The sequence below is a fragment of the Botrimarina hoheduenensis genome (assembly GCF_007859815.1).
GTDB classification, from domain to species: Bacteria; Planctomycetota; Planctomycetia; order Pirellulales; family Lacipirellulaceae; genus Botrimarina; species Botrimarina hoheduenensis.
In genome coordinates this window covers 728,029-747,544 of record NZ_SJPH01000002.1, presented here as the reverse complement: position 1 = coordinate 747,544, position 19,516 = coordinate 728,029, and the positions used below count along the sequence as shown (strand labels likewise).

14 protein-coding genes are annotated in these 19,516 nt (G+C 62.6%); 6 read left to right on the top strand and 8 right to left on the bottom strand.

The window, feature by feature from the left end; translation table 11 throughout:
* Window positions 1-4 precede the first annotated feature (4 nt).
* Window positions 5-1,165, bottom strand: a complete 1,161-nt coding sequence (pheA, locus tag Pla111_RS06725; RefSeq protein WP_146572587.1) for a prephenate dehydratase — start codon at window positions 1,163-1,165, stop codon at window positions 5-7.
* A gap of 353 nt (window positions 1,166-1,518) precedes the next feature.
* On the opposite strand from pheA, the gene dnaK reads away from it, so the two are divergent.
* Together dnaK and Pla111_RS06715 are read left to right on the top strand one after the other, a co-directional pair.
* Entirely contained in the window at window positions 1,519-3,420 is a 1,902-nt protein-coding gene (gene dnaK / locus Pla111_RS06720) for a molecular chaperone DnaK (protein WP_146572585.1), read from the top strand.
* Window positions 3,421-4,475: 1,055 nt separating this feature from the next.
* The gene (locus tag Pla111_RS06715) at window positions 4,476-4,733 is read left to right on the top strand and encodes a hypothetical protein (protein ID WP_146572583.1); all 258 of its coding nucleotides are present in this window, start codon (window positions 4,476-4,478) and stop codon (window positions 4,731-4,733) included.
* A 226-nt stretch (window positions 4,734-4,959) separates the two neighbouring features.
* Here Pla111_RS06715 and Pla111_RS06710 read toward each other — a convergent pair whose 3' ends face one another.
* The 4 genes from Pla111_RS06710 to Pla111_RS06695 all read right to left on the bottom strand — a co-directional run bounded on the left by Pla111_RS06710 (window position 4,960) and on the right by Pla111_RS06695 (window position 10,151).
* Complete coding sequence (locus Pla111_RS06710; RefSeq protein WP_146572580.1) at window positions 4,960-6,285, bottom strand: NAD(P)/FAD-dependent oxidoreductase; 1,326 nt, start codon at window positions 6,283-6,285, stop codon at window positions 4,960-4,962.
* On the bottom strand, window positions 6,278-6,856 hold the full coding sequence (locus tag Pla111_RS06705; protein WP_146572578.1) for a gamma carbonic anhydrase family protein: 579 nt from the start codon (window positions 6,854-6,856) through the stop codon (window positions 6,278-6,280). Before Pla111_RS06705 ends, Pla111_RS06710 begins: the two co-directional genes overlap by 8 nt.
* Window positions 6,856-9,057: a glycoside hydrolase family 30 protein gene (locus Pla111_RS06700; RefSeq protein ID WP_146572576.1), complete on the bottom strand. Its 2,202-nt coding sequence runs from the start codon at window positions 9,055-9,057 to the stop codon at window positions 6,856-6,858. The genes Pla111_RS06705 and Pla111_RS06700 overlap by 1 nt, the downstream gene beginning before the upstream one ends.
* A gap of 74 nt (window positions 9,058-9,131) precedes the next feature.
* On the bottom strand, window positions 9,132-10,151 hold the full coding sequence (locus Pla111_RS06695) for a LacI family DNA-binding transcriptional regulator (protein ID WP_146572574.1): 1,020 nt from the start codon (window positions 10,149-10,151) through the stop codon (window positions 9,132-9,134).
* 468 nt (window positions 10,152-10,619) lie between these two features.
* Between Pla111_RS06695 and Pla111_RS06690 the strand changes: the two genes are divergently transcribed.
* The 4 genes from Pla111_RS06690 to Pla111_RS06675 all read left to right on the top strand — a co-directional run bounded on the left by Pla111_RS06690 (window position 10,620) and on the right by Pla111_RS06675 (window position 14,399).
* Entirely contained in the window at window positions 10,620-11,255 is a 636-nt protein-coding gene (locus Pla111_RS06690; RefSeq protein ID WP_146572573.1) for a PEP-CTERM sorting domain-containing protein, read from the top strand.
* A 206-nt stretch (window positions 11,256-11,461) separates the two neighbouring features.
* A complete protein-coding gene (locus Pla111_RS06685) occupies window positions 11,462-12,811 on the top strand; it encodes a hypothetical protein (protein ID WP_146572571.1) in 1,350 nt (449 codons plus the stop codon).
* A gap of 53 nt (window positions 12,812-12,864) precedes the next feature.
* A complete protein-coding gene (locus Pla111_RS06680) occupies window positions 12,865-13,953 on the top strand; it encodes a DUF1559 domain-containing protein (protein ID WP_146572569.1) in 1,089 nt (362 codons plus the stop codon).
* Window positions 13,950-14,399, top strand: coding sequence for a hypothetical protein (locus tag Pla111_RS06675; RefSeq protein WP_146572566.1), 450 nt, complete (start codon window positions 13,950-13,952; stop codon window positions 14,397-14,399). Before Pla111_RS06680 ends, Pla111_RS06675 begins: the two co-directional genes overlap by 4 nt.
* Before the next feature lie 21 nt (window positions 14,400-14,420).
* Here the strand turns inward: Pla111_RS06675 and Pla111_RS06670 are convergent, their stop codons facing one another.
* The 3 genes from Pla111_RS06670 to Pla111_RS06660 form a co-directional block, all read right to left on the bottom strand.
* The gene (locus tag Pla111_RS06670) at window positions 14,421-15,248 is read right to left on the bottom strand and encodes a mechanosensitive ion channel family protein (protein WP_231930790.1); all 828 of its coding nucleotides are present in this window, start codon (window positions 15,246-15,248) and stop codon (window positions 14,421-14,423) included.
* A gap of 419 nt (window positions 15,249-15,667) precedes the next feature.
* On the bottom strand, window positions 15,668-17,845 hold the full coding sequence (locus tag Pla111_RS06665) for a cation:dicarboxylate symporter family transporter (RefSeq protein WP_146572562.1): 2,178 nt from the start codon (window positions 17,843-17,845) through the stop codon (window positions 15,668-15,670).
* A gap of 427 nt (window positions 17,846-18,272) precedes the next feature.
* A complete protein-coding gene (locus Pla111_RS06660) occupies window positions 18,273-19,502 on the bottom strand; it encodes an aldo/keto reductase (protein WP_146572561.1) in 1,230 nt (409 codons plus the stop codon).
* Window positions 19,503-19,516 lie beyond the last annotated feature (14 nt).

The following is a 19,516-nucleotide window of genomic DNA, read 5'->3' as shown; positions in this document are numbered from 1 at the left end:
CAGTTTAGCCGAGCACCGCCGCACGCGCATAGGATCCGAGGACCCGCAGCAGAACACATTTCTTCTGTAGTGAATCGATAGCCCGGCGTACGCGGACCTCGGCCTGGTGTCCCATCAGCTCAATAAAGAACAGGTAGCGGCCGCCGTCGGCCCCGGCCCCCCGGCTCCCGGGGATCGGGAACGACTCGATCCACGTCATATTCAGCCCCCGCCGCTTGAAAATCGCCATCGCGTCGGCGAGCGAGCCGGGTTCGTGCGCGATCTCGAACATTAGGGCCGTTTTATCGTCGCCCGTCTTCTCGCCCGACTGCGGGCCGATCACCGCGAAACGCGTGATATTGTCGTGCTGGTCCTCTATCCCTTTGGCCAGAACCTCAAGCCCGTGTCGCCGGCCCGCCTGCTCGCTGGCGATCGCCGCAATACGCGGGTCCGCCGCCGCCAACGCCGCGGCCTCGCTCGTGCTGGAAGCAGGCGTGGTCTCCACGCCCGGCAGATGCTCTGCAAGCCAGTGATTGCACTGCGAAAGCGCCTGCGGCTTGCTGATTACCCGGCGGATCGCGGAACGGGGCCCCTGCCCCAGCAGGCAGTGGCGGATCCGCATGGGGGCCTCGCCACAGATCTGCACCTCGGTCTTGGAGAACGCCTCGAGCGTGTCGGTCACCCGGCCGTGGGTGCTATTCTCGAGCGGCACGACGCCCAGCGCACAGCTGCCGCAGGCCACCTCCTCAAACACGGCCGCGATGGTCGAAACGGGGGTCAGCTCGCTTGCCTCGCCGAAGCGGGCGATGGCGGTCAGATGGCTGTAGCTGTCCTCGGGACCCAGATAGGCCACCCGAAACGGAGCCACCGCCGCGTGGCTGGCGGCCACCACCTCGCGAAACACGGCCCGCATGGCGGCGTCGCTCACCGCGCCGCTACCCTGGTTGACCGCGGTTACGGCCAGATCGCTCAGGCGGGACTCGGCAGTCGGCTGCTGCGCGGCGAGTTGCCGCACCTGCTCGGCCCGCTCGGCAACAGCGGCTGCGATCTGCTTGTCGAGCTTGGCGATCTCGGCCCGCAGGGTTCGGATTCCCGGCGTGGCTGACGGCGTGGTTGCCGGAGACGAGGCCACCGCTTTGCTCGGGGGGGAGTTCGCGGCGGAGTGGGGGGGCTTCTTCTTCGCCATCGCTCGTGCGTAACCGTCGTTTTCGCCGGGGCTTCTAAATGCCAACTGCCATTCTGGCCGGTCAGACCGTGGCCGGGGAGAGTCCCGATCGCCCCCGGATGGCGATGTGGCAGCCGAGGGCCTGCTGAGGGCCCCCAACCGAATCGCCCCGTGTGTTCGTAAGTGTTGCTCCCGCATTGGCTTAAGTCAAGACGGTTGCAATCGGCATGGGCGGCACGCTCTTTGCTTAGAACATGTGACGGCTACGACCAATTTGCGCCGCGGGCCTGCGCGCCCTGCGTTTCATACACCCGCTGCACGCGTCACCTACCCCCGCTGCACGCGACCCCCCACTCGCACAAGGAGCTACCAAGATGGCCGCCGGAGAAAAAATCATCGGCATCGACCTGGGCACCACCAACTCGGTTGTCGCCGTGATGGAAGGCCGCGAGGCCAAGGTGATCCCCAATGCCGAGGGCAATCGCACGACCCCCTCGGTCGTAGCGTTCACGGACAAGGGCGAGACCGTTGTCGGCGAGCCAGCGCGCCGTCAGGCCGTCACCAACCCCAAGAAGACCATCTACTCGGTCAAGCGGTTCATGGGCCGCCGCCACAGCGAGGTGGCCTCGGAAGAGAAGATGGTCCCCTACGAGGTCGTCGGGGCCGCCGAAGACTACGTGAAGATCAAGGCGGGCGATCAAACGCTCACCCCGCCCGAGGTGTCGGCCAAGACGCTCCGCAAGCTCAAGGAGTCGGCCGAGGCGTACCTGGGCCACAAGGTCAACAAGGCGGTCATCACCGTCCCGGCCTACTTCAACGATGCGCAGCGCCAGGCGACCAAAGACGCCGGCCAGATCGCCGGCCTCCAGGTCGAGCGGATCATCAACGAGCCCACCGCCGCCAGCCTCGCCTACGGCCTCGACAAGAAGGGCCAAGAAACGATCTGCGTCTTCGACCTGGGCGGCGGCACGTTCGACGTGTCGATCCTCGAAGTCGCCGACGGCGTGTTCCGCGTTATCAGCACCAACGGCGACACGCACCTGGGCGGCGATGACTTTGACGAGGAGCTGATCAACCACGTGGCCGATCAGTTCAAGAAAGAACAGGGCATCGACCTGCGCTCCGACACCATGGCGCTGCAGCGTCTGCAAGAAGCGTGCGAAAAGGCCAAGAAGGAGCTCAGCTCGGCCCAATCGACCGACCTCAACCTGCCGTTCATCACGGCCGATGCGTCGGGCCCCAAGCACTTGCAGATGACGATCACGCGCACCGAGTTCGAGAAGCTCTGCGACAACCTCTTCGATCGGGTCAAAAAGCCCGTGCTGAAGGCGATGGAAGACGCCAAGCTCAAGGCGGCCGATATCGATGAGGTGGTCCTCGTCGGCGGCTCGACCCGCATCCCCAAGGTGCAGGAGATCGTCAAGTCGATCTTCGGCAAGGACCCCCACAAGGGGGTCAATCCCGACGAGGTGGTCGCCATCGGCGCCGCCATCCAAGGGGGCGTGCTCGCCGGCGATGTGCAAGACATTCTGTTGCTCGACGTCACGCCGTTGTCGCTGGGCATCGAAACCCTCGGCGGCGTCATGACGAAGCTCGTCGAGCGCAACACGACGATCCCCGCCGAGCGGAAGCAAGTCTTCAGCACGGCCGACGACAATCAGACGGCCGTCACGGTGCGGGTGTTCCAGGGCGAGCGCGAGATGTGCGCCGACAACCGGCTGCTGAGCCAGTTCAACCTGGAGGGCATCCCGCCGGCGCCGCGTGGTGTGCCGCAGATTGAGGTCAAGTTCGACATCGACGCCAACGGCATCCTCAACGTGGCCGCCAAGGACCTGGGCACGGGCAAGGAGCACACGGTCAAGATCGAGCAATCGTCGGGCCTGTCAGACGAAGAGATCGAGCGGATGAAGAAAGACGGCGAGGCAAACGCCGAGACCGACAAGCAGAAGCGTGAGCTGATCGAGGCCCGCAACGCGGGCGAGGCGCTCGCGTATCAGGTCGAGAAGACGCTCAAGGAGCAGGGCGACAAGCTCGACGAGGCAAGCCGCGGCCCGATCGAGGGGGCGATCAAGAAGGTCCGCGACACGATCACCGGCGACGACAAGGCGGCGATCAAGAGCGCGACCGACGAGCTGCAGCAGGCCACCCACGCCATGAGCGAGGCGATGTACAAAGCGGCGGGCGACAGCGCCACCGCCGCAAACGGCGCCCCGACCGAAGCCGACGCCACGGAAGATGACGCGATCGACGCGGAGTTTGAAGTGAAGGAGGGGTGAGGCGGGTAACCAGAGATGTACGCAGATAAACACGGATGAACCGCGTGGGGTGCGATCCGGCGAATGCCGGGTCGCACCCCACGCTTCTTATAAGAAATACATTTGCCGAGATTTGTACGATCGTCGAGAGAAAGTGGTGCAGAGGACATGGCGGCTGGCCAGCGTGTCATCAAGACGTTGCGGCTAGATTCGAACCTAGACTCATACCGCGACTTCTTCACTACGGAGCAAGGTCAAGCTCTGTATTCGCGAATGCATCCGGGCAACGCGTCGCTTATCGACGATCTCGGATTTGCATGGCGAGCGGCCGCATACGCGGCTGCACTACCGGGCCAAGTCACGGGGCAAATCCCTGCTTTCCTTGATGGACTGAATCGGAGTCCGCAGTTCGCTGATTCTCAGCTAACGACGATGGAGCGGGTACTTGGCATACTTGCACAGCGGCTTCCTACGGTCACCGCGGACCCGAAGCTATTGAGGGATCTAAAAAAAACTGTGCTTGACATCCTTGGCGAACTGGCGTCTGCCAGAACCAAACATCCACTCCACATCGAACAAAACGACCTTTGGGAACAGTTTTTGGGGACCGCAGAATTTCAGTTCTATGTGGTGAGTTCGCAACGCTTCTGCTATCTGACGACGTACGCCGCGTATGAGGCATTCTTGGTTGGCGTGGCAAGGACCAAGACCGGAGACGACAGCATTCGGTCAAGCGATAGGAATCCGTCGTTCGCGACTCGTCTAGATCAGGCCATCGGAGAATCAACAAGTTCCAAGTGTTGGAGCGCGGAACCAGTCAAGATCGCGAGAGAAATACGTAATGCACTGATGCACGAGCGTGGGTGTGTAACCAGGCAGCTTGAGCAGTACCGGAGCAAGCTAAGGCTAGAGGGGGACGAGATTCAGCTTTGGCCTTCCGATAACCGGCGACTCTTCGAAGACTTGTTGGAGCGAGTACTGGTCGCATTGGACGATGACCGATGGCAGCAGACAGAGGTCAAGGCGTAGCTACTGGCATCAGCGACCTAAGCAGTCATCTCAACCGAATCCGTCTCATGCCCGACCCTACCGCTTGGCTCTTGATCCGCTTGTTCCTACTGGTGATTGGAATCGCCGCCGGGCTCTACGGGCTGCATCGCCTTGCCCTGCGGCTCGAAGCCGCCGGGTATCTCTACTACAAGCACAAGAAACCCACCGGCGGCGGCGGCACGGCCGTCTTCGGCGAGCTGGATCGGCTCGTCCGGCCCTCGATCGAGCACAGCATCGAAGCCCAGGACGAACGAAGGGTTGTTCGTCAGAATGATGGAGAGTGAAGCCCTGGCGAGCGGTGGACTTTTGTTTTGAGCCCCCGGACATTGACCGGGGGCTGATTGTGGTGAACCCGATCGTAAGTGATTTGAGCGGGCCCTATTCACGACGCCAGGTGCCGCTGGTGGCTCACCAGCAGCGGTAAGCGGCACCCGGCACGCACGGCTGAGCATATCAGCACCGGCAGCCAACGGTATCGCGCAACAACCTCTGCGCGACACCGCCGCTTGCTTATGGCGTGGGGGACGGTGCGGCGGCGGAAGCTGTCGGGCGCGTGTCTTTGCCCGTGATCAGCCAGGCCGAGCGGCCGCGCGTCAGGTAGCTCCAGGCCCACTGGAAGAGCACCAGCACCCGGTTCTCGAACGACACCAGCTGCATCAGGTGCACGAACAGCCAGGTGAGCCACGCGAAGTAGCCGGCGAACTTCAGCCGCCCCATGCTGACCACCGCCGCCGACCGACCGATGGTGGCCATCGAACCGTAATCGTAGTAGCGGAACGGCGTGGAGGGCTGCGAGCGCAGCCGCCGACGGATCATCGCCGCGGCGTGACTCCCCTGCTGGATCGCAACCGGCGCGACGCCGGGCAGCGGTTTGCCCCCCTTGCCGACACAGCTGGCCATGTCGCCAAGGACGAGCACGTTGGCGTGGGCACCGAGCGACAGGTCGGCACCGACGGGCACCCTGCCCGCACGGTCGGTTTCGAGCCCGGCGGCTTCGGCCAGGCGCTGCGCGAGCGGCGAGGACTGCACGCCGGCGGCCCACAGCACCGTAGCGGCCGGGATCGCTTCTTCGGCGGCGGCGTCGCGGACGACGACACCCCGCGCGTCGATCCGCGTGACGGTCTTCTGCGTGAGAACCGTCACCCCGAGCCGATGGAGGTACGCGGCCGCCTTGGCGGACAGGGTCGGATCGTAGGGGCCGAGCACACGCGGCCCGGCTTCAATCAACACCAGCCGAGCGTCGGCCGGATTGATACGGCGAAAGTCACCTTTGAGCGTGTGACGCGACAGCTCGGCCAGCGCGCCAGCGAGTTCGACACCGGTCGGACCGGCACCGACAACGACGAACGTCAGCAGCCGGCGTTGCTCTTGCAGGTCGTCAATCCGTTCGGCCTGCTCGAAGGCGCGGAGCACCCGCGCGCGGATGTCGGTGGCGTCGTCGAGGGTCTTGAGCCCCGGCGCGGCGGGGGCCCATTCGTCTTTGCCAAAGTAGCTGTGCGTGGCCCCGGTTGCGACCACCAACCAGTCGTAATTGAGGGTTCCGTCAGCGAGGAGCACGCGCTTGGCTGGCAGGTTGAACCCGACAACCTCGCCCTGCAACACGGTCGCGTTCTGTTGGCGATGAAAGATCGAACGCAAGGGGGCGGCGATGTTCGCCGGCGAGAGGCCGCCGGTCGCCACCTGATACAACAACGGCTGAAACAGATGGTGATTCGAGCGGTCAACGAGCGTTACCGACACGGGAGCCCGACGCAGCGCCCGGGCACAGGTGAGCCCCCCGAAGCCACCGCCAATGATCACGACCCTCGGCAGCGGAGCGGGCTTCCGATCAGTCACCACGATTGGCCCCCGCGAGACCGAGGTCGGGCGACTGCGGCGGAGCGCCCGTGTACCCGCCCGCGCGGTAGGCGGCAACGTAACGGACGTAGTTCTCGGCCGACACGTCGAGGAAGGCCCGCTCGGCGTCGGTGAGGGGGCGTTTGACAACCGCCGGCACCCCCGCCACGAGCATGCCGGGCGGTGCGGTGAAGCCGGGCCGGAGCAGCGCGCCGGCGGCGACGAGCGTGTGCGGCTCGAGCACGGCCCCGTCGAGCACAATGGCCCCCATGCCAATCAGCACCCGCTCTTTGACCGTGCAGGCATGCAGCACGGCGTTGTGACCGATCGTGACGCGCTCGCCGATGGTGAGCGGGCCGGTATCGTGCGTAACGTGGAGCGTGACGTTGTCTTGCACGTTGGTTCGGGCCCCGATCCGGACCGGGCAGACGTCGCCCCGGACAACGGCGTTGAACCACACGCTGGCGTGGGCACCGATGTGGACATCGCCGATGACGCGCGCGCCGTCGGCCAGAAAGACCGTCTCGTCGAGTTGCGGCCAGACACCGCGGAAGGGTAGCAGAGTCGCCATCAGCGCAGTCTAGCGGCGACCGGCAGGGAGCGAACGCCCCCCCAGCACAGCAGGCCGGCCGCCAGGAACGACGCCGCGGCGGGCTCGGGGATGCTCTGTGCCGAGGCGTTCGACGCCGACGCCGACGGCAACGTGGCACCAAAGTTGTCACGCCAGATCTGGTAGTCGGCCTGGGTGTAGGTTGTGCCGAGACCGTCGCGCCAGACCGTGTAGTCGGCGGCGTTGACCACGCCATCGTTGTTGAAGTCGCCGGCGAGGTTGGGAACCACGCCGAAGCTGACCCCATCCACCAATGCCGAGCCCCCCAAGCCGCTCGGCTGCGAGAACACAAACACCAGACGGGCCTCGACGGCCCCCGCCGGCGCGGTGCCGTCGAGTGCCGAAGCGATCCACTGGCCGGTTGGCGTGGCCCCCGTGGCGAGCGTGATCTGTTCTTGTCCCAAGAAGTTCGCGGACTGGAACTGCCCGTCGAAGACGCTGTAGTACTCGATCTTCATGAGCACTTGGTTGTCGGTGCCGGCGATCGATCCGACATTTGGCAGCAGCACGCTGGCGTCGATCCGCAGACGCTCGCCCGCGGTAACGCTGATCGCCTGCGAAGCGCCCGCAAAGCCATTGGTGCCACCGGGGCCCGAGAGCAAGAGGGCGTGCTGCCCGTCCAGGGCCTGGGAATTGGTCACGCGGACGTTGTTGCTTGTCACGCCCCACGGCAGCCATCCATCGAGCGACCCGCCGGAGGTGTGGTAGCCCCCCTGCTCAAAGCCACCGTTGCCGAAGTCGGCCCGATCGTCGGCGTCCCAGGCGAAGGTCGCGACACTGCGAGCCGGCAGGGTGTAACGAAAGTTCTTGCCGTCCCGCACCGCGCGAAACAGCAGCGGATTGGGGGTGGGGTTCAGCGCTAACAGAACCTGCGAGCCATCGGGATTCTGAAAAGCCACGGTTTCGATCAGGTTATTGATCGAGTTCGAGCCGATCCGCACCGCGCCGGGCTGAACGTGCTGGCTCGCGTGCCCGAGAGAGTAAAACTCCTCGTTGTGCGTAACCGCTCCGGATTGCGAGTTGACGGTGATAACGCCCCGGCAATCGCTGCAACCGCCCAGGTGAGGGTCGCCGTTCTCGTCGAGAGCCAGGTTCCACAGCAGCACGGTAGCCCCCCAGTTGCGGGCTCCGCCGATGAGCAGATTGCGCGCGTACCAGATAAGGTTGTCTTCAAAGACGGGGGCAAAATCTCCGCCGGTGACTTCTGTGAAGTAGATCTCTTTGTCGGGGTGGGCGTTACGGACGACCGACTGTGCGCTCACGTCGCCCGCGTAGCCGTGGAAGGCCGTGCCCGCGACATACTGCCGGGCGACCGGGTCGTTCAGCACCGCCAGCGGGTAGGCGGTGTTATCCCAGTTGTGGTCGTAAGCGAGCAATTGGGTTGTGAGCCCCGCGGCGGCAAAGTTCGGTCCGACGTGATTTTTGATTAGGTCGATCTGCTGCGTTGCGGGCATGCTCATGCCCGGGTAGCTAGTGGGGGTGAAGAGGGGCTCGTTCTGTAGCGTGAGCGTATCGATCGGGTGCCCCTCGGCGGCGTAGGCCTCGACAAACTTCTGCAAGTAAGTGGCGTAGGCACCGTGCCACTGCGGGGCCAGTTGGCCGCCGATGACCGAGCCGTTCGTCTTCATCCAGCCGGGCGCACTCCAGGGCGAGGCCATCAGTTGTAGGTCCGCATTGCGCGCGCGGGCGGCGTCCAGGCTCGGCAAGATCGTGGGGCGATCGGGGTCGATCGAAAAACCGGCCAGTGCGGGATCGGTCTGGTTCGGGCCCAGGTCGTTGTAGGTGTAGAAGCCGTCGGCCGTGAAATCGGAGGCCCCCATCGCGAGCCGCAGGTAGTTCAAGCCGATGCCATCGTCAGACGAAAAGAGATCATCCATAGCACGATCTCTTTGCGCTGGGTTCAAGCTGTTTTGCAGGAGCGAAGCGGAAGAGTTGGTCATCGCCGCACCGTAGCCGCGCATCGTCTGAAAGGTTTGCGACGCGTCGATCGTTATGCCGACACCGCCGCTGCCCGTGCCGTTCTGAAACACGACATCGGTCTGTTGGCTGAGCAGGCGCGACTTATCGCCGCTCGTGATCCACACATCAACCGCATCAGCGGGATTGGCGTTGACCAGCACGAGTGTCATGGCCGCGAGAACCATTCGGCGTTGCTTGAGCACGGTGGAGAGGTCCGTAATTCTGAGAGGATGACGTTGAAGATGAGTACGCCTAGAGCGGTGCCGAAACGCAATGATCAGCTTCGCAGGTCGCGACAAGAATTGCGTTCGATCAGTTTGCCGGGCAAGCGCATGACCATCGGTGCTTGCGGCGTGGCAACGAGTTCGCTCAGGCGGTTGACCGCCAGGCGTCCGACGCGTTCGCGGTCGAGCCCGATCGTGGTGAGCTTCGGGTGCAGGGTTTGGGACAGCGAGTTGTTATCGAAACCTACAACACTCAGATCGGCAGGAATCGACAGATCGCGCTCACGCGCCCATTGGTAGACACCCATCGCCAGGAAATCGCTCGCGGCATAAACCGCGCTAAAGCCCTCGGCTCGATCGTACAGCTCGGCAAGTCCCGAGGCACCGTGCTCGGTGTCGAAGAACGAGAGCAACGCGAGGTCGGGATCATCATCGAGCCCCAGGTCCTCGACGGCCCAACGATAGCCGAGAAAGCGTTCGCGGGCGTCGGCGTTGTTCGGTTCGCCACCGAGGTAGGCGATGCGTCGGTGCCCGCGGTTCGCGAGGTGCTGAACCACTTGGTACGAACTCTCAACGTTCTCGGGACCGATCGCGTCTCCGACCAAGTGGGCCAGCGAACAGCAGACCAGCACGTAGGGCACGCGGTCACGGTGGAGTCGGTCGATAAAATCGCGCGGCGGACGCCCCGTGATCAACAAGCCGTCGCAGGCCTCGGTAGGAAGTTCTGCTACGTCTTCGATCGGTCCATCGAATGCTTCAAAGCTGAGCTGCACGGCCATCTCACGAGCCGCGGCCGACGCACCCGAGAGGATGTCGCCGTAGTAGCTGTGCCCCAGCGCCGCGTTCACACCGAAGGCGTAGAAGCCGATCGAGCGCATCGCGTGGGCTGCCCGAGGGGCTGATTGCCGCGTGCGACGGGGGACGTAGCCGAGCTGCTGAGCGGCGTCGCTCACGCGACGACGCGTCGCGGTTGAAACGCCGGGCCGATTGTTCAGCACAAGCGACACCGCCGCGGAGGAAACCCCCGTGTGGGCGGCGATGTCTTTCAAACCGATGCGCGGGTTGTCGCTCATTGAGCGGGGCTCTTGCGAGGTGAGTCGAGGCAAAAGATTCAGACGAGACCAGCCGCACCGCGGCTCCCAGCAAGCTCAAGCAGCAAGCTACCTGGGAGGGCTCGGCGGAAGTAGCGAAGCGTCGAGGGCCGGAAGGATTCTGGCGTTTCTTATTCAATCCGTTAACTTAACTTTAGTTGTCTTCCGTAAAGAAGCAAGCGGTATGGAGGGTATATGATGGCAATTGCCGGCTAAAAATATTAATGCGTCAACTTAAATAATACTTGCTTGCCACTGAAAGAGTTACTAATCTGAAGTCAGTCGCGGGAGACGTAAAACTCGTCTTCCCTGGCTGATCCTTATCGCGCGAGCGGGGAATTCTGGCCCGCTCCGCAAGCTGACTCTCTTCCACGGTTAGGTCATCTTCTCCGCTGGGGTCGTTCGCCAGGCGATCTGCCCCGCCGCAGAACTCTCCCTGTTTCTCCCCTCATGAAGAAAGTGATCGAACTCATGCGCAGCGTACTCCTGACGATGTTTGTCTGCGGATTCGGGCTGATCAGCTCGGCTCCGCTGGATGCTCAAGAACTCCTGACCAATCCGGGCTTCGAAGACACCGATACCAATGGCAGCTACGGCGATGACTGGGGCAGCTTCGGTGCCGCAGGCTTCCATGCGTTCTTTGGCCCCAACGGTCACGCCAGCTTGTTTATGGATAACCCGGGCAACTTCGGCGGCGTCTTCCAGACCGGCATCGCGGGAGTCGCGGGGGCTGAGTACACGTTCTCGCTGCTCGACGTGAGGATCGAATCCAACGCCGCCGCCAACCTGCGATTTGGGCTTGAGTACTACCAAGCTGACGACAACACAGCCGCGGGTGCGTTTGACATTGTTCCCGTCGCGTTCCCGCCCACGGGTGACGGATTGAGCTTTACGATGAGCGCCATCGCGCCGGCCGGTACGGCTTTCGTGCGGCCGATCATCCTGTTCGACAACGTGACCTCGACCGCTTCGGGCCAAGAAAACGCGTTTGTCTTTGGTGCCTCGCTCACAGCGGTGCCCGAACCGACTTCGGCTCTGTTGCTCGGCACGCTCGGACTGAGCCTGGCGCGTCGCCGCCGACGGTAAGCGGTGCGGGGAGCACCGTGGTCAGCCCCGCCAGCTCACGGCCGAGCAGCGGGGCTGGCCGCGTCGCCACAGCGGAATCGCGGACACGATCAACCTGCCCCTACCCCGCTGATAATTCACTCGTCAGATAGCTCAGCGCATGACTAAGCGCTACAAGTTCCCCCTCCGCCACGCACAATCGCCCGACCCCCACGACAGGATCCCCCATGAAAACCTTCTTGAGCTGCTGCGGCCTTCTCGTGGGCTGCACCCTGAGCACGTCGTCGGCGCTGGCGGTGACCAATCTGGCCGTGAACCCGGGGTTCGAAGACCTCGACCTCAATACCGAGCTGGGTGACGGTTGGGGCCAATTTTTTAACGCCGGATTCAACAATTTCTTCGGGGCCAACGGTCACGCCAGCCTCTTTGGAGACATCGCGGGGAATAGCGGTGGAGTTTTTCAGCTAGGGATTCCTGGCGTCGCGGGACAGCGCTACCAGTTTGACCTTCTCAACACCCGCATCGAATCCGCTTGGGATGCCGACTTGTACCTCGGTGTCGAGTACTACGCCGCCGACGACACGACCCAGTTGGGCGTCGATGAGATGGTGATGAACACCGCGGAGCGGATCAACAACGGCACGATCGATGGCAATATTTTTAGCTTCCAGGGGGGGCCTGCTCCGGTCGGCACCTCGATCGTTCGGCCTGTTGTCCGCTTCGACAACGTGAACGCCACCTATCTCGGACAGTCGCAGGCCAACCTGTTCGTGTTCGACACCTACTTTTCAGAAGTCCCCGTGGAAGGGGGCAATCTGCTTAAGAACCCCGCCTTCGACGACGACTACAACGGCACGAATCTTCCGGGAGTTCTGCAATCGGGCGACAACTGGGGAACGTTCGGATCGGCCGGTGCCGTGCAGTTCAACGACTTGTTCGGTGGCAACCCCCACGTGAGTTTCTTCGCCGACACGGCGGGCAACAACGGCGGGCTCTTTCAGCAATCGCTGCTGGCTCAGGCTGGGGAAGAGTACCGCTTTACCCTCGAAGATGTCCGCCTGGAGCAGAACTTTGACGCCGACTTCAACTTCGGTTTGGAGTTCTTCGCCTCCGATGATTTCACCAAAGTGGGCGAGAGCATTGTTGCGGTTGATACCTCAACCACCGGCGACGGCTTAACCTTCAGCATGACCTCCACCGCCCCGGTGGGCGCGGTCTACGTCCGTCCTCTGATCACGTTCGATAATGTCAACGCGGCCTACCTCGGTCAGTCACAGGCCAGCGCGTTTATTTTCTCAACCTCGCTCGCGGTGGCGGTTGAGACCGCCGTCGATGGCGATTTCAACGGCGATGGCCGTGTCGACAACGGCGACCTGAACCTGCTTTTAGGTTCGTGGGGCTCCACGACGGTTCCGGCTGCGTGGATCAACGGCTTCGTCTCGCCCGTTGATAACGCGGAGCTGAATGCGCTGCTGGGCAACTGGGGCTTCGGCACGGCCGTGGCTATCCCCGAACCCGCGGCCGGTTTGCTGCTGATGGCAGGTCTGCTTGCTACAGGCGGTCGGCGACGTGCTTGAAGCTGGCGGGCAAATCTCTCCGACATACTGAATGTGAAAGGAAACCCCGATCCATGTCCGCTGGTACTCCCAAGCGCGCCTTCACCCTGGTTGAGCTGTTGGTGGTGATCGCGATCATCGGCATCCTGGTGGCGCTTCTGCTTCCCGCAGTCCAGGCCGCCCGCGAGGCGGCGCGACGCTCGTCCTGCGTTAATAAGCTGAAGCAGATCGCTCTGGCGGCGCTCAATCACCACGACGTGCAGGGGCACTTCCCCGTGAGCGGTGGCTATGTCGACTTCCCCGCCGCCAACTCTCGTGGTGAAAGACACAATTGCGCCGGATGGATTCTGCAGCTTTTACCACAGATCGAGGAGCAAACCCTCTACGACCAGTTCCAAAGCGGCGGTGCCTTTGAGGGACAATACCTCAACAACTTCTGCCGGTCGGGGGCGCGGATCCCCGATCGAGGATTGGGCTCTTTCAAGAACGGAATCTTTGTGCCCGATCTGATGAAGACCCAACTCTCGGCGTTGATGTGCCCCTCGGACGAATTCGTCAGCCAGCTCAATACCGGCCAGTTTCAATGGGCCGGTTGCGAGGTTTCGCTGACCAGCTACAAGGGAGTGGTTGACGATACCTTCGCTAACGGGATCACAGGCAGCACCACTCAACAGTTTCGCAACGACTTGTCAGCCTTTCCCTCAGGCATCTACCAGACGGGTGAGGGGGATAACGGTGACTTCAATTTCTCGGATAGCGGGGATCGCGACTGTCATGCCGACACGCGTTGCCGGGGCATGTTCTTCCGCGTGAGCTTCCGCAAGCCCGTGAAGATTGCGACCGTCATTGACGGTACGAGCAAGACCTTCATGATCGGCGAGAGCCTCCCCGAGTACGACGATCACTCGACCGCGTTCTACTCCAACGGCGACTGGGCCAGCTGCAACACGCCCATCAACTACGGCCTCAACGAGAATCCGGAAGAGTTCCGCGTGGACCGCTGGTTCGACGCCCAGGGCTTCCGCAGCCGGCATCCGGGAGGAGCCCACTTCGCCCTGGTGGATGGCTCGGTGAGGTTCGTCGTCGATAGCAGCGATTCGGTTGCCTACCGCACCGCCTGCACCCGCAACGGTGAAGAAGTCTCTGCGGGAGGCACTCCATGACCCTGCGCCCCACCGACATGCTCTATAAATCGGCTTACGGCTTTTTCCTTGCCTCGCTCTTGTTGGGCCCCCTAACGGGATGTGGATCGCGGCTGGCCACGGTCACAGGGACGGTCTCCCTTGGCGGAGATAAGGTCGTCAAGAACGAGTCGCGACGCGGCTACGTTTCGTTTGTCCCCGCTAGCGGCGACGGTGTAACCGCCTCGGGCTCGATCGACGAGCGCGGAGAGTACCGGCTCAGCCTCGGATCGAGCCAAACGCTGCCGCCCGGCGAATACGCCGTATCGGTGCGTGTGTGCGATGTCACGCCACCGCCTGAGCCAGGAGGTTACTCCTCTTCGCGCGACATATCGCCCGAGCGATACGGTTCGGCGAAGACCTCAGGCTTGCAGTACAAGCTCACCCCGGGCTCAAACCGCATTGAGATCGCGCTCGACGCGAGCTGATCGCGCCGCCGCGCGAGGGACTCAAGCAACGCGACGCATCGATTCTTGGGCGGGCGTTTGCAGATGGATTTCCATCTGCGGGAACGGGATGCCGATGCCGGCCCGATCCAGGTGATTCTTCACCGAACGGATCAGCGCCTGTTTGACCGTCAGGAAGTCGGTTGTGGGGGCCCAGCCACGCACCGACCAATCAACGCTCGAGGCTCCTAGTTGGACCAGCACTACGGCGGGCTTGGGCTCGTGCAGCACACCGGGAGTGGCCTCCAGAGCGGTTTCCAGCGTGGCGCGGGTCAGGTCGATATCAGCGCTGTAGACCACGCCAACCGCGATATCCGCCCGCCGCACGCGGTGGTGCGTGACGTTCTCGATCGTTGATCCGAAGACGCTGCTGTTGGGCAGAATGATGCGACGGTTGTCGAACGTGTCGAGCGTGGTGGTGAACAGCTCGATCTCATCGACCGTGCCGAGCTGACCGCCTACGTTGACCGTGTCGCCCACGCGGAAAGGGCGGAAGATCAGCAGCATCGCTCCCGCGGCAAAGTTCGACAGGGTGCCCTGAAAGGCGAGGCCGATCGCGAAGCCAGCGGCACCCAGCAGCGCCGCGAAGCTGGTTGTTTCGACGCCGAAGTAGCTCAGGCAGCAGACGCCCGCCACCGCCACGACCCCCCACCAAGCCAGCTTGGCGAGAAACTTTGAAAGGGTCGCATCGAACTTGAGCCGCGTCAGACTTGCCCGCACGGTCGAAGCGACCCAGCCGGCAAAGGTCAACGCCAGGAACAGGATGATGAGCGCCAGCGCGACGCGCATGCCCCCTTGCAGGGTGAGCACCTGCCAGTCGGCGGGTGACATCTCACTGATCCTAAAATTGAGCAGTTTTTCGAGCGCCAAGCGCAACGGCTCCGCCGCTTCTTGGGCTTTCTCGATAGTTTCTGTAGCAGCCTGAGCTGCGAGGGGGGTGTCCATTCGCGCGATTTACCAAACCGCAAGCGGACGTGGCAACGTCACTTCCGTGAGAAAGCGATCGCAGCGGTGCCAACTTGCCGATGGCGCGTTCCCCGCCACCTGCTAGCAGTCTCATCGCTATTCCACGGTTAACACGGTATGCGGCTGTGCACTCGGCCCCGCCGCGACCAGCGACTCATGCCAACCTCCGCCTCGGTCGGGATCGCTCCGCGCGGAGGAAGCCACCGCGGTGAGCCGAACCTGCTGATCTTAGGGGGGGGCGAAGCTTCCGTTGGCAGCCTTGGGGGGAATTGGCTTAGCGCGGGTCAGTCAATCCAGTTCAAGACGTCACGGGCGACACACCAGCGGGGGCCCGCCTCACTTGCCCCCTGGCCGAGGATCCATTTAGCGTAAAGTTGCTCGACACTGCCATCGGCGACCTTGAGGCGGATCCACGCATCGAGGAACCTGCGCCACTCCTCCTCACCCTGTGGGAGAGCAAAGGCGAGCTGTCCGCGCAGCTGTGGCTCGGCGATCGCGACGTCGAACCTCGGATGCCGAATCGTTTGCGTATAGCCCCCCTCGGTGGTCATCACGAGGCCATCGAATCCAGCGCCCTGGTTATTAAAAAACTCTTGCGGCGAATCGATTGCGATCACCTCCGCGTTGGGGAGGTGGTCGCGAATGCTTTGCGCCACCCGTCGGCCGAGAATCGCCAATCTCAGATCGGGAGTGTTCGCTATCTCTCGCCACGAGAGAAACTCGTCGCGACGGTGGTCCTCAACAACCACCGAGGTGGTGACCGTCATATAAGGCCAGGAGAAGTCGTCGCTGGCGAGCCTCCTCGCATTGACGATCAGCCCGCCGATCGCCAGATCTATCTCACCGCTGTCGAGCAGCAGGGTGTGGTTGTCATAGGACCAGGGGATAAAGCGCAAGCTGACCCCTAGTTCCGCCGCCAGATCGTGTAGCAGGGCGACGTCGAAACCGACGAGCTCCTCCTTCTTATTGAAGAAGGAGAAAGGTGCCATATCGCGATGGTAGCCCACTCGGATGACCCGCGTATCGAGAACGCGAGCTAAGCGACTCTGATCGCGCTCAAGTTGCCTCGCTGCAGCGGATTCTTGCTGGCTTACGTCGAGCACCTCGACCGCCACGCGCGAGTTGAGGCGCATCTCATTGAGTGTCATTTGAGCGCCGCTCGTATCGCTCATCAGCCGGCCTAGCAACGAGTTCATCGCTGGCACGGCGGCGACCAACAAGCCACACGCCAGGGCCAGCGTAACGATCGCTCGCACCGGTTGCACGCGTAGGCAGCCCGTTGCCGCACAAGTTGCGATCAGTGTGAAACAGAAGAGGTTCATCACCGCCAGGAGGGTCGCAAACCAGCCGTTGACGACTCCGGTAACGACGTACAGCTGGTACATATCCGAGGGAATGCGCAACTGATCCAGCAGAAATGGTAGCGCCAGATCGACGCCACCGAAGAGCGAAAGAATCCCGAGCGCCGAAAACATCGGGTAGTCCGCGAGAGAAACAGCGTTACCCGTGTACCAGCCGGCGAATAAAACGAAGGTTAGCGTCAGCAGCTTGCCCAGGTTCGGAAAGTTGAACGAGATCGGGATCAGCACCTCAATAAAGCTATCGGTGTCAGCCGTTCTGATGCCTCTCTCCTCAAAGAGAAGCTTGCCCTGCTCAACCAATAGCGGCAGGACCACGAACAAGTTGCCCGTCGCAAATCCGGTCAACAACGCCGTACGCGAGGCACGCAGCACCTCGAGAAATCGAAACGGCGTCAGCGCCGCGACGATGCCTGGCATCACAACAAACGTCAAGAAGAGCGTCATCAGCACGAAACTGCCGATGAAGACCTGCAGCCGACCGATCTGTTCAACCGACATCGTCCCCGCGGCATTCGCGGCAATCGCAAACAGGCCAAACGGAGCGAGGCGGATCACCATGACGGCCACTTTGGTCAGCGCCGTCGACATGACATTGAGCACCTCGAGCAACCCGTGCTTGCGATCCGCGTTGACCGAGATGAGCGCGACACCCGTCACTACACTGAACACCGCGACAGCGGGCACCGTTGTTTGTGCCATCGCCCGAAAAGGGTTCACCGGTATGTACAGGCCGAGAAAATCGAAATGCTTTAATTCGACGAGGTTCGGGCTGTAGAAGGTACCCGACTCGCTCGCGGGGAACATCAGTGGCGTTAAGAACACAAAGAAGAGGGCCAGCAGCCAGGATGCGAGAAGCACCATTCCGGGGGTCACTGCGAGGCGTTTCGCCTTCTCGGCCTCGAGGGCACCGATCCCCCCAATTAGCGAGACCATCATGTAGGGCAGTATCGCCATCTGGAGCAGACCGATGTACGCCTTACCGACCGGGTCCAAAGCGCCACAGATTTCTCCGAAGAACAAGCCGCAGAGAACACCCAACACCAGCCCTAACGGAATGCTTATCGATCGGTTAAGCCGAACGATCTTTTTCAGTTTGGGCATCGGGGTGGCGGGCGTGGATTGCTGCCCCGTTCAAATAGCCAGGTTCCGCTACGCGCGAAGCGCACTCGGAACGGCTTCTACGGGACGCTAGGTGGGGGGCGGGTGAGTCCTGGCTTTAAGCAAAGGACCCGGCGGGGCAATCACTATCACGGATTTCTGTCGGCTTGTCAGCTGCGATCTTGCAGCTGCTTCGATGCAAGCTGATTGGCCCTCCGCAAACGTGTGAGAGAGCGACACCAGAGTTTGATAGGCCTCTCCTGGCCTAAGTGATCTTGCGGTTTCCTCCTCCAACCACAGTGGAGAGTATTGCGAGAATCACCGTGGATTACCGTGGCGTCGTCCCCTGTCACGCGATGATGATTGCCGAAGGAACCCGTCGAGCACACCAAGCTGGGGGATCGGCTCCTCACAACCGCGGCGGATACCGCTAGCTAGCGCTCAGCCGTTTGATCTCCGCACCGCCGAGCAGCTCGTGCGTTTCACGCAACCAGCCGACGATTTGATCGGCGAAGGGTGATGCCCCGTAAGCCTTGGCGAAGCGCTCTTCGGTGATCGTGTCGAGATGCGCCGCGCTCAGGCCGGGGAACCAGTGCCCGCCGTTACCCAGCAGGTTGTAGCGCATCTGGCCGTATTCGATCATGTCGTACGCCAGCGCGAGCTGTCGCAGCCAGAGCACCACGTGTGTGTTAATGTAGCCGGCGTTCTTCTCGGCGTCCCACGCGGGGAGCCCCTCGCGAAAGCGATCGGCGTGCTCGGCACCCACCGCCTCGACGAGCGCCGCGTGAAGCCGCTCGACGATGGGCCCGATCACGGCGTGCGCCTCGTGCAGGTGCGCTAAGCTCGAGACTTGCAAATCAAAATCGCTCGGCTGCGAGGCACCGAGGCTCAGCGTGTGAATCTCGGGACGATTCAGACAGAAGAGACAATTGAAAACGATCGGGTGCAGCGGCTGGCACAACTCGACGAGTCGCTCCGAGGGGCGATAGAGCATGCCCCCCTTATCGCTGGGCGAGATGATGAACACCCCCAGATCGCGCCGTGTGGCCGCTTCCACCGCGGGCCCGTTCCACTGGTTGATGTAGTACCAGTGAAGATTCACATAGTCAAAACCACCGAAGGGCTCGGCGTTGATAGCGTCGACGATCAGATCAGTAGCACCGTGGGTCGAGAAGCCGACGTGGCCGACGCGTCCCTCGGCTTGCAACTGGCGGGCGACTTCGAGGCACCCCCCCGGCCGGATCGCCCACCAGAGCAGCTCGTGCGTGTTGATCCCGTGCAGGCCTAACAGATCGACGCGTTCCATCTTCAGCCGATCGAGGGAGTCGAGCACCTGGCGGCGGAACTCGTCGGCGTCGCGCAGCGGAGCGACCTTTGTCTGGACGATTAAGCCGTCGGGGCCTCCCCTGGAGGGCCGTTGCTCGCGCAGCGCGGGCAGGATCTGACCCAACTGCCGCTCGCTGGTTCCGTAGCCGCGTGCGGTTTCGATATGCGTAATGCCCAGCTCCAGCGCTCGGACGATCGTGGCTTCAAGATTGCGCTGATTCTCTGCCTCGACGACGTCCAGCGGGGCGTCGTCCCAGGTCTGCTGATACCGCATCCCCCCGCAGCTAAAGACGGGCATGGAAAGCTCGGTCTTGCCAAAGCGTCGGTATTGCATGGGGATGATTCAGA

What these genes read in the sequence shown, in the direction of transcription:
- pheA (WP_146572587.1), bottom strand. Translation starts at nt 1,165, where the DNA reads ATGGCGAAGAAGAAGCCCCCCCACTCCGCCGCGAACTCCCCCCCGAGC.
- dnaK (WP_146572585.1), top strand. Translation starts at nt 1,519, where the DNA reads ATGGCCGCCGGAGAAAAAATCATCGGCATCGACCTGGGCACCACCAAC.
- Pla111_RS06715 (WP_146572583.1), top strand. Translation starts at nt 4,476, where the DNA reads ATGCCCGACCCTACCGCTTGGCTCTTGATCCGCTTGTTCCTACTGGTG.
- Pla111_RS06705 (WP_146572578.1), bottom strand. Translation starts at nt 6,856, where the DNA reads ATGGCGACTCTGCTACCCTTCCGCGGTGTCTGGCCGCAACTCGACGAG.
- Pla111_RS06695 (WP_146572574.1), bottom strand. Translation starts at nt 10,151, where the DNA reads ATGAGCGACAACCCGCGCATCGGTTTGAAAGACATCGCCGCCCACACG.
- Pla111_RS06690 (WP_146572573.1), top strand. Translation starts at nt 10,620, where the DNA reads ATGAAGAAAGTGATCGAACTCATGCGCAGCGTACTCCTGACGATGTTT.
- Pla111_RS06685 (WP_146572571.1), top strand. Translation starts at nt 11,462, where the DNA reads ATGAAAACCTTCTTGAGCTGCTGCGGCCTTCTCGTGGGCTGCACCCTG.
- Pla111_RS06680 (WP_146572569.1), top strand. Translation starts at nt 12,865, where the DNA reads ATGTCCGCTGGTACTCCCAAGCGCGCCTTCACCCTGGTTGAGCTGTTG.
- Pla111_RS06675 (WP_146572566.1), top strand. Translation starts at nt 13,950, where the DNA reads ATGACCCTGCGCCCCACCGACATGCTCTATAAATCGGCTTACGGCTTT.
- Pla111_RS06670 (WP_231930790.1), bottom strand. Translation starts at nt 15,248, where the DNA reads ATGTCACCCGCCGACTGGCAGGTGCTCACCCTGCAAGGGGGCATGCGC.
- Pla111_RS06665 (WP_146572562.1), bottom strand. Translation starts at nt 17,845, where the DNA reads ATGCCCAAACTGAAAAAGATCGTTCGGCTTAACCGATCGATAAGCATT.
- Pla111_RS06660 (WP_146572561.1), bottom strand. Translation starts at nt 19,502, where the DNA reads ATGCAATACCGACGCTTTGGCAAGACCGAGCTTTCCATGCCCGTCTTT.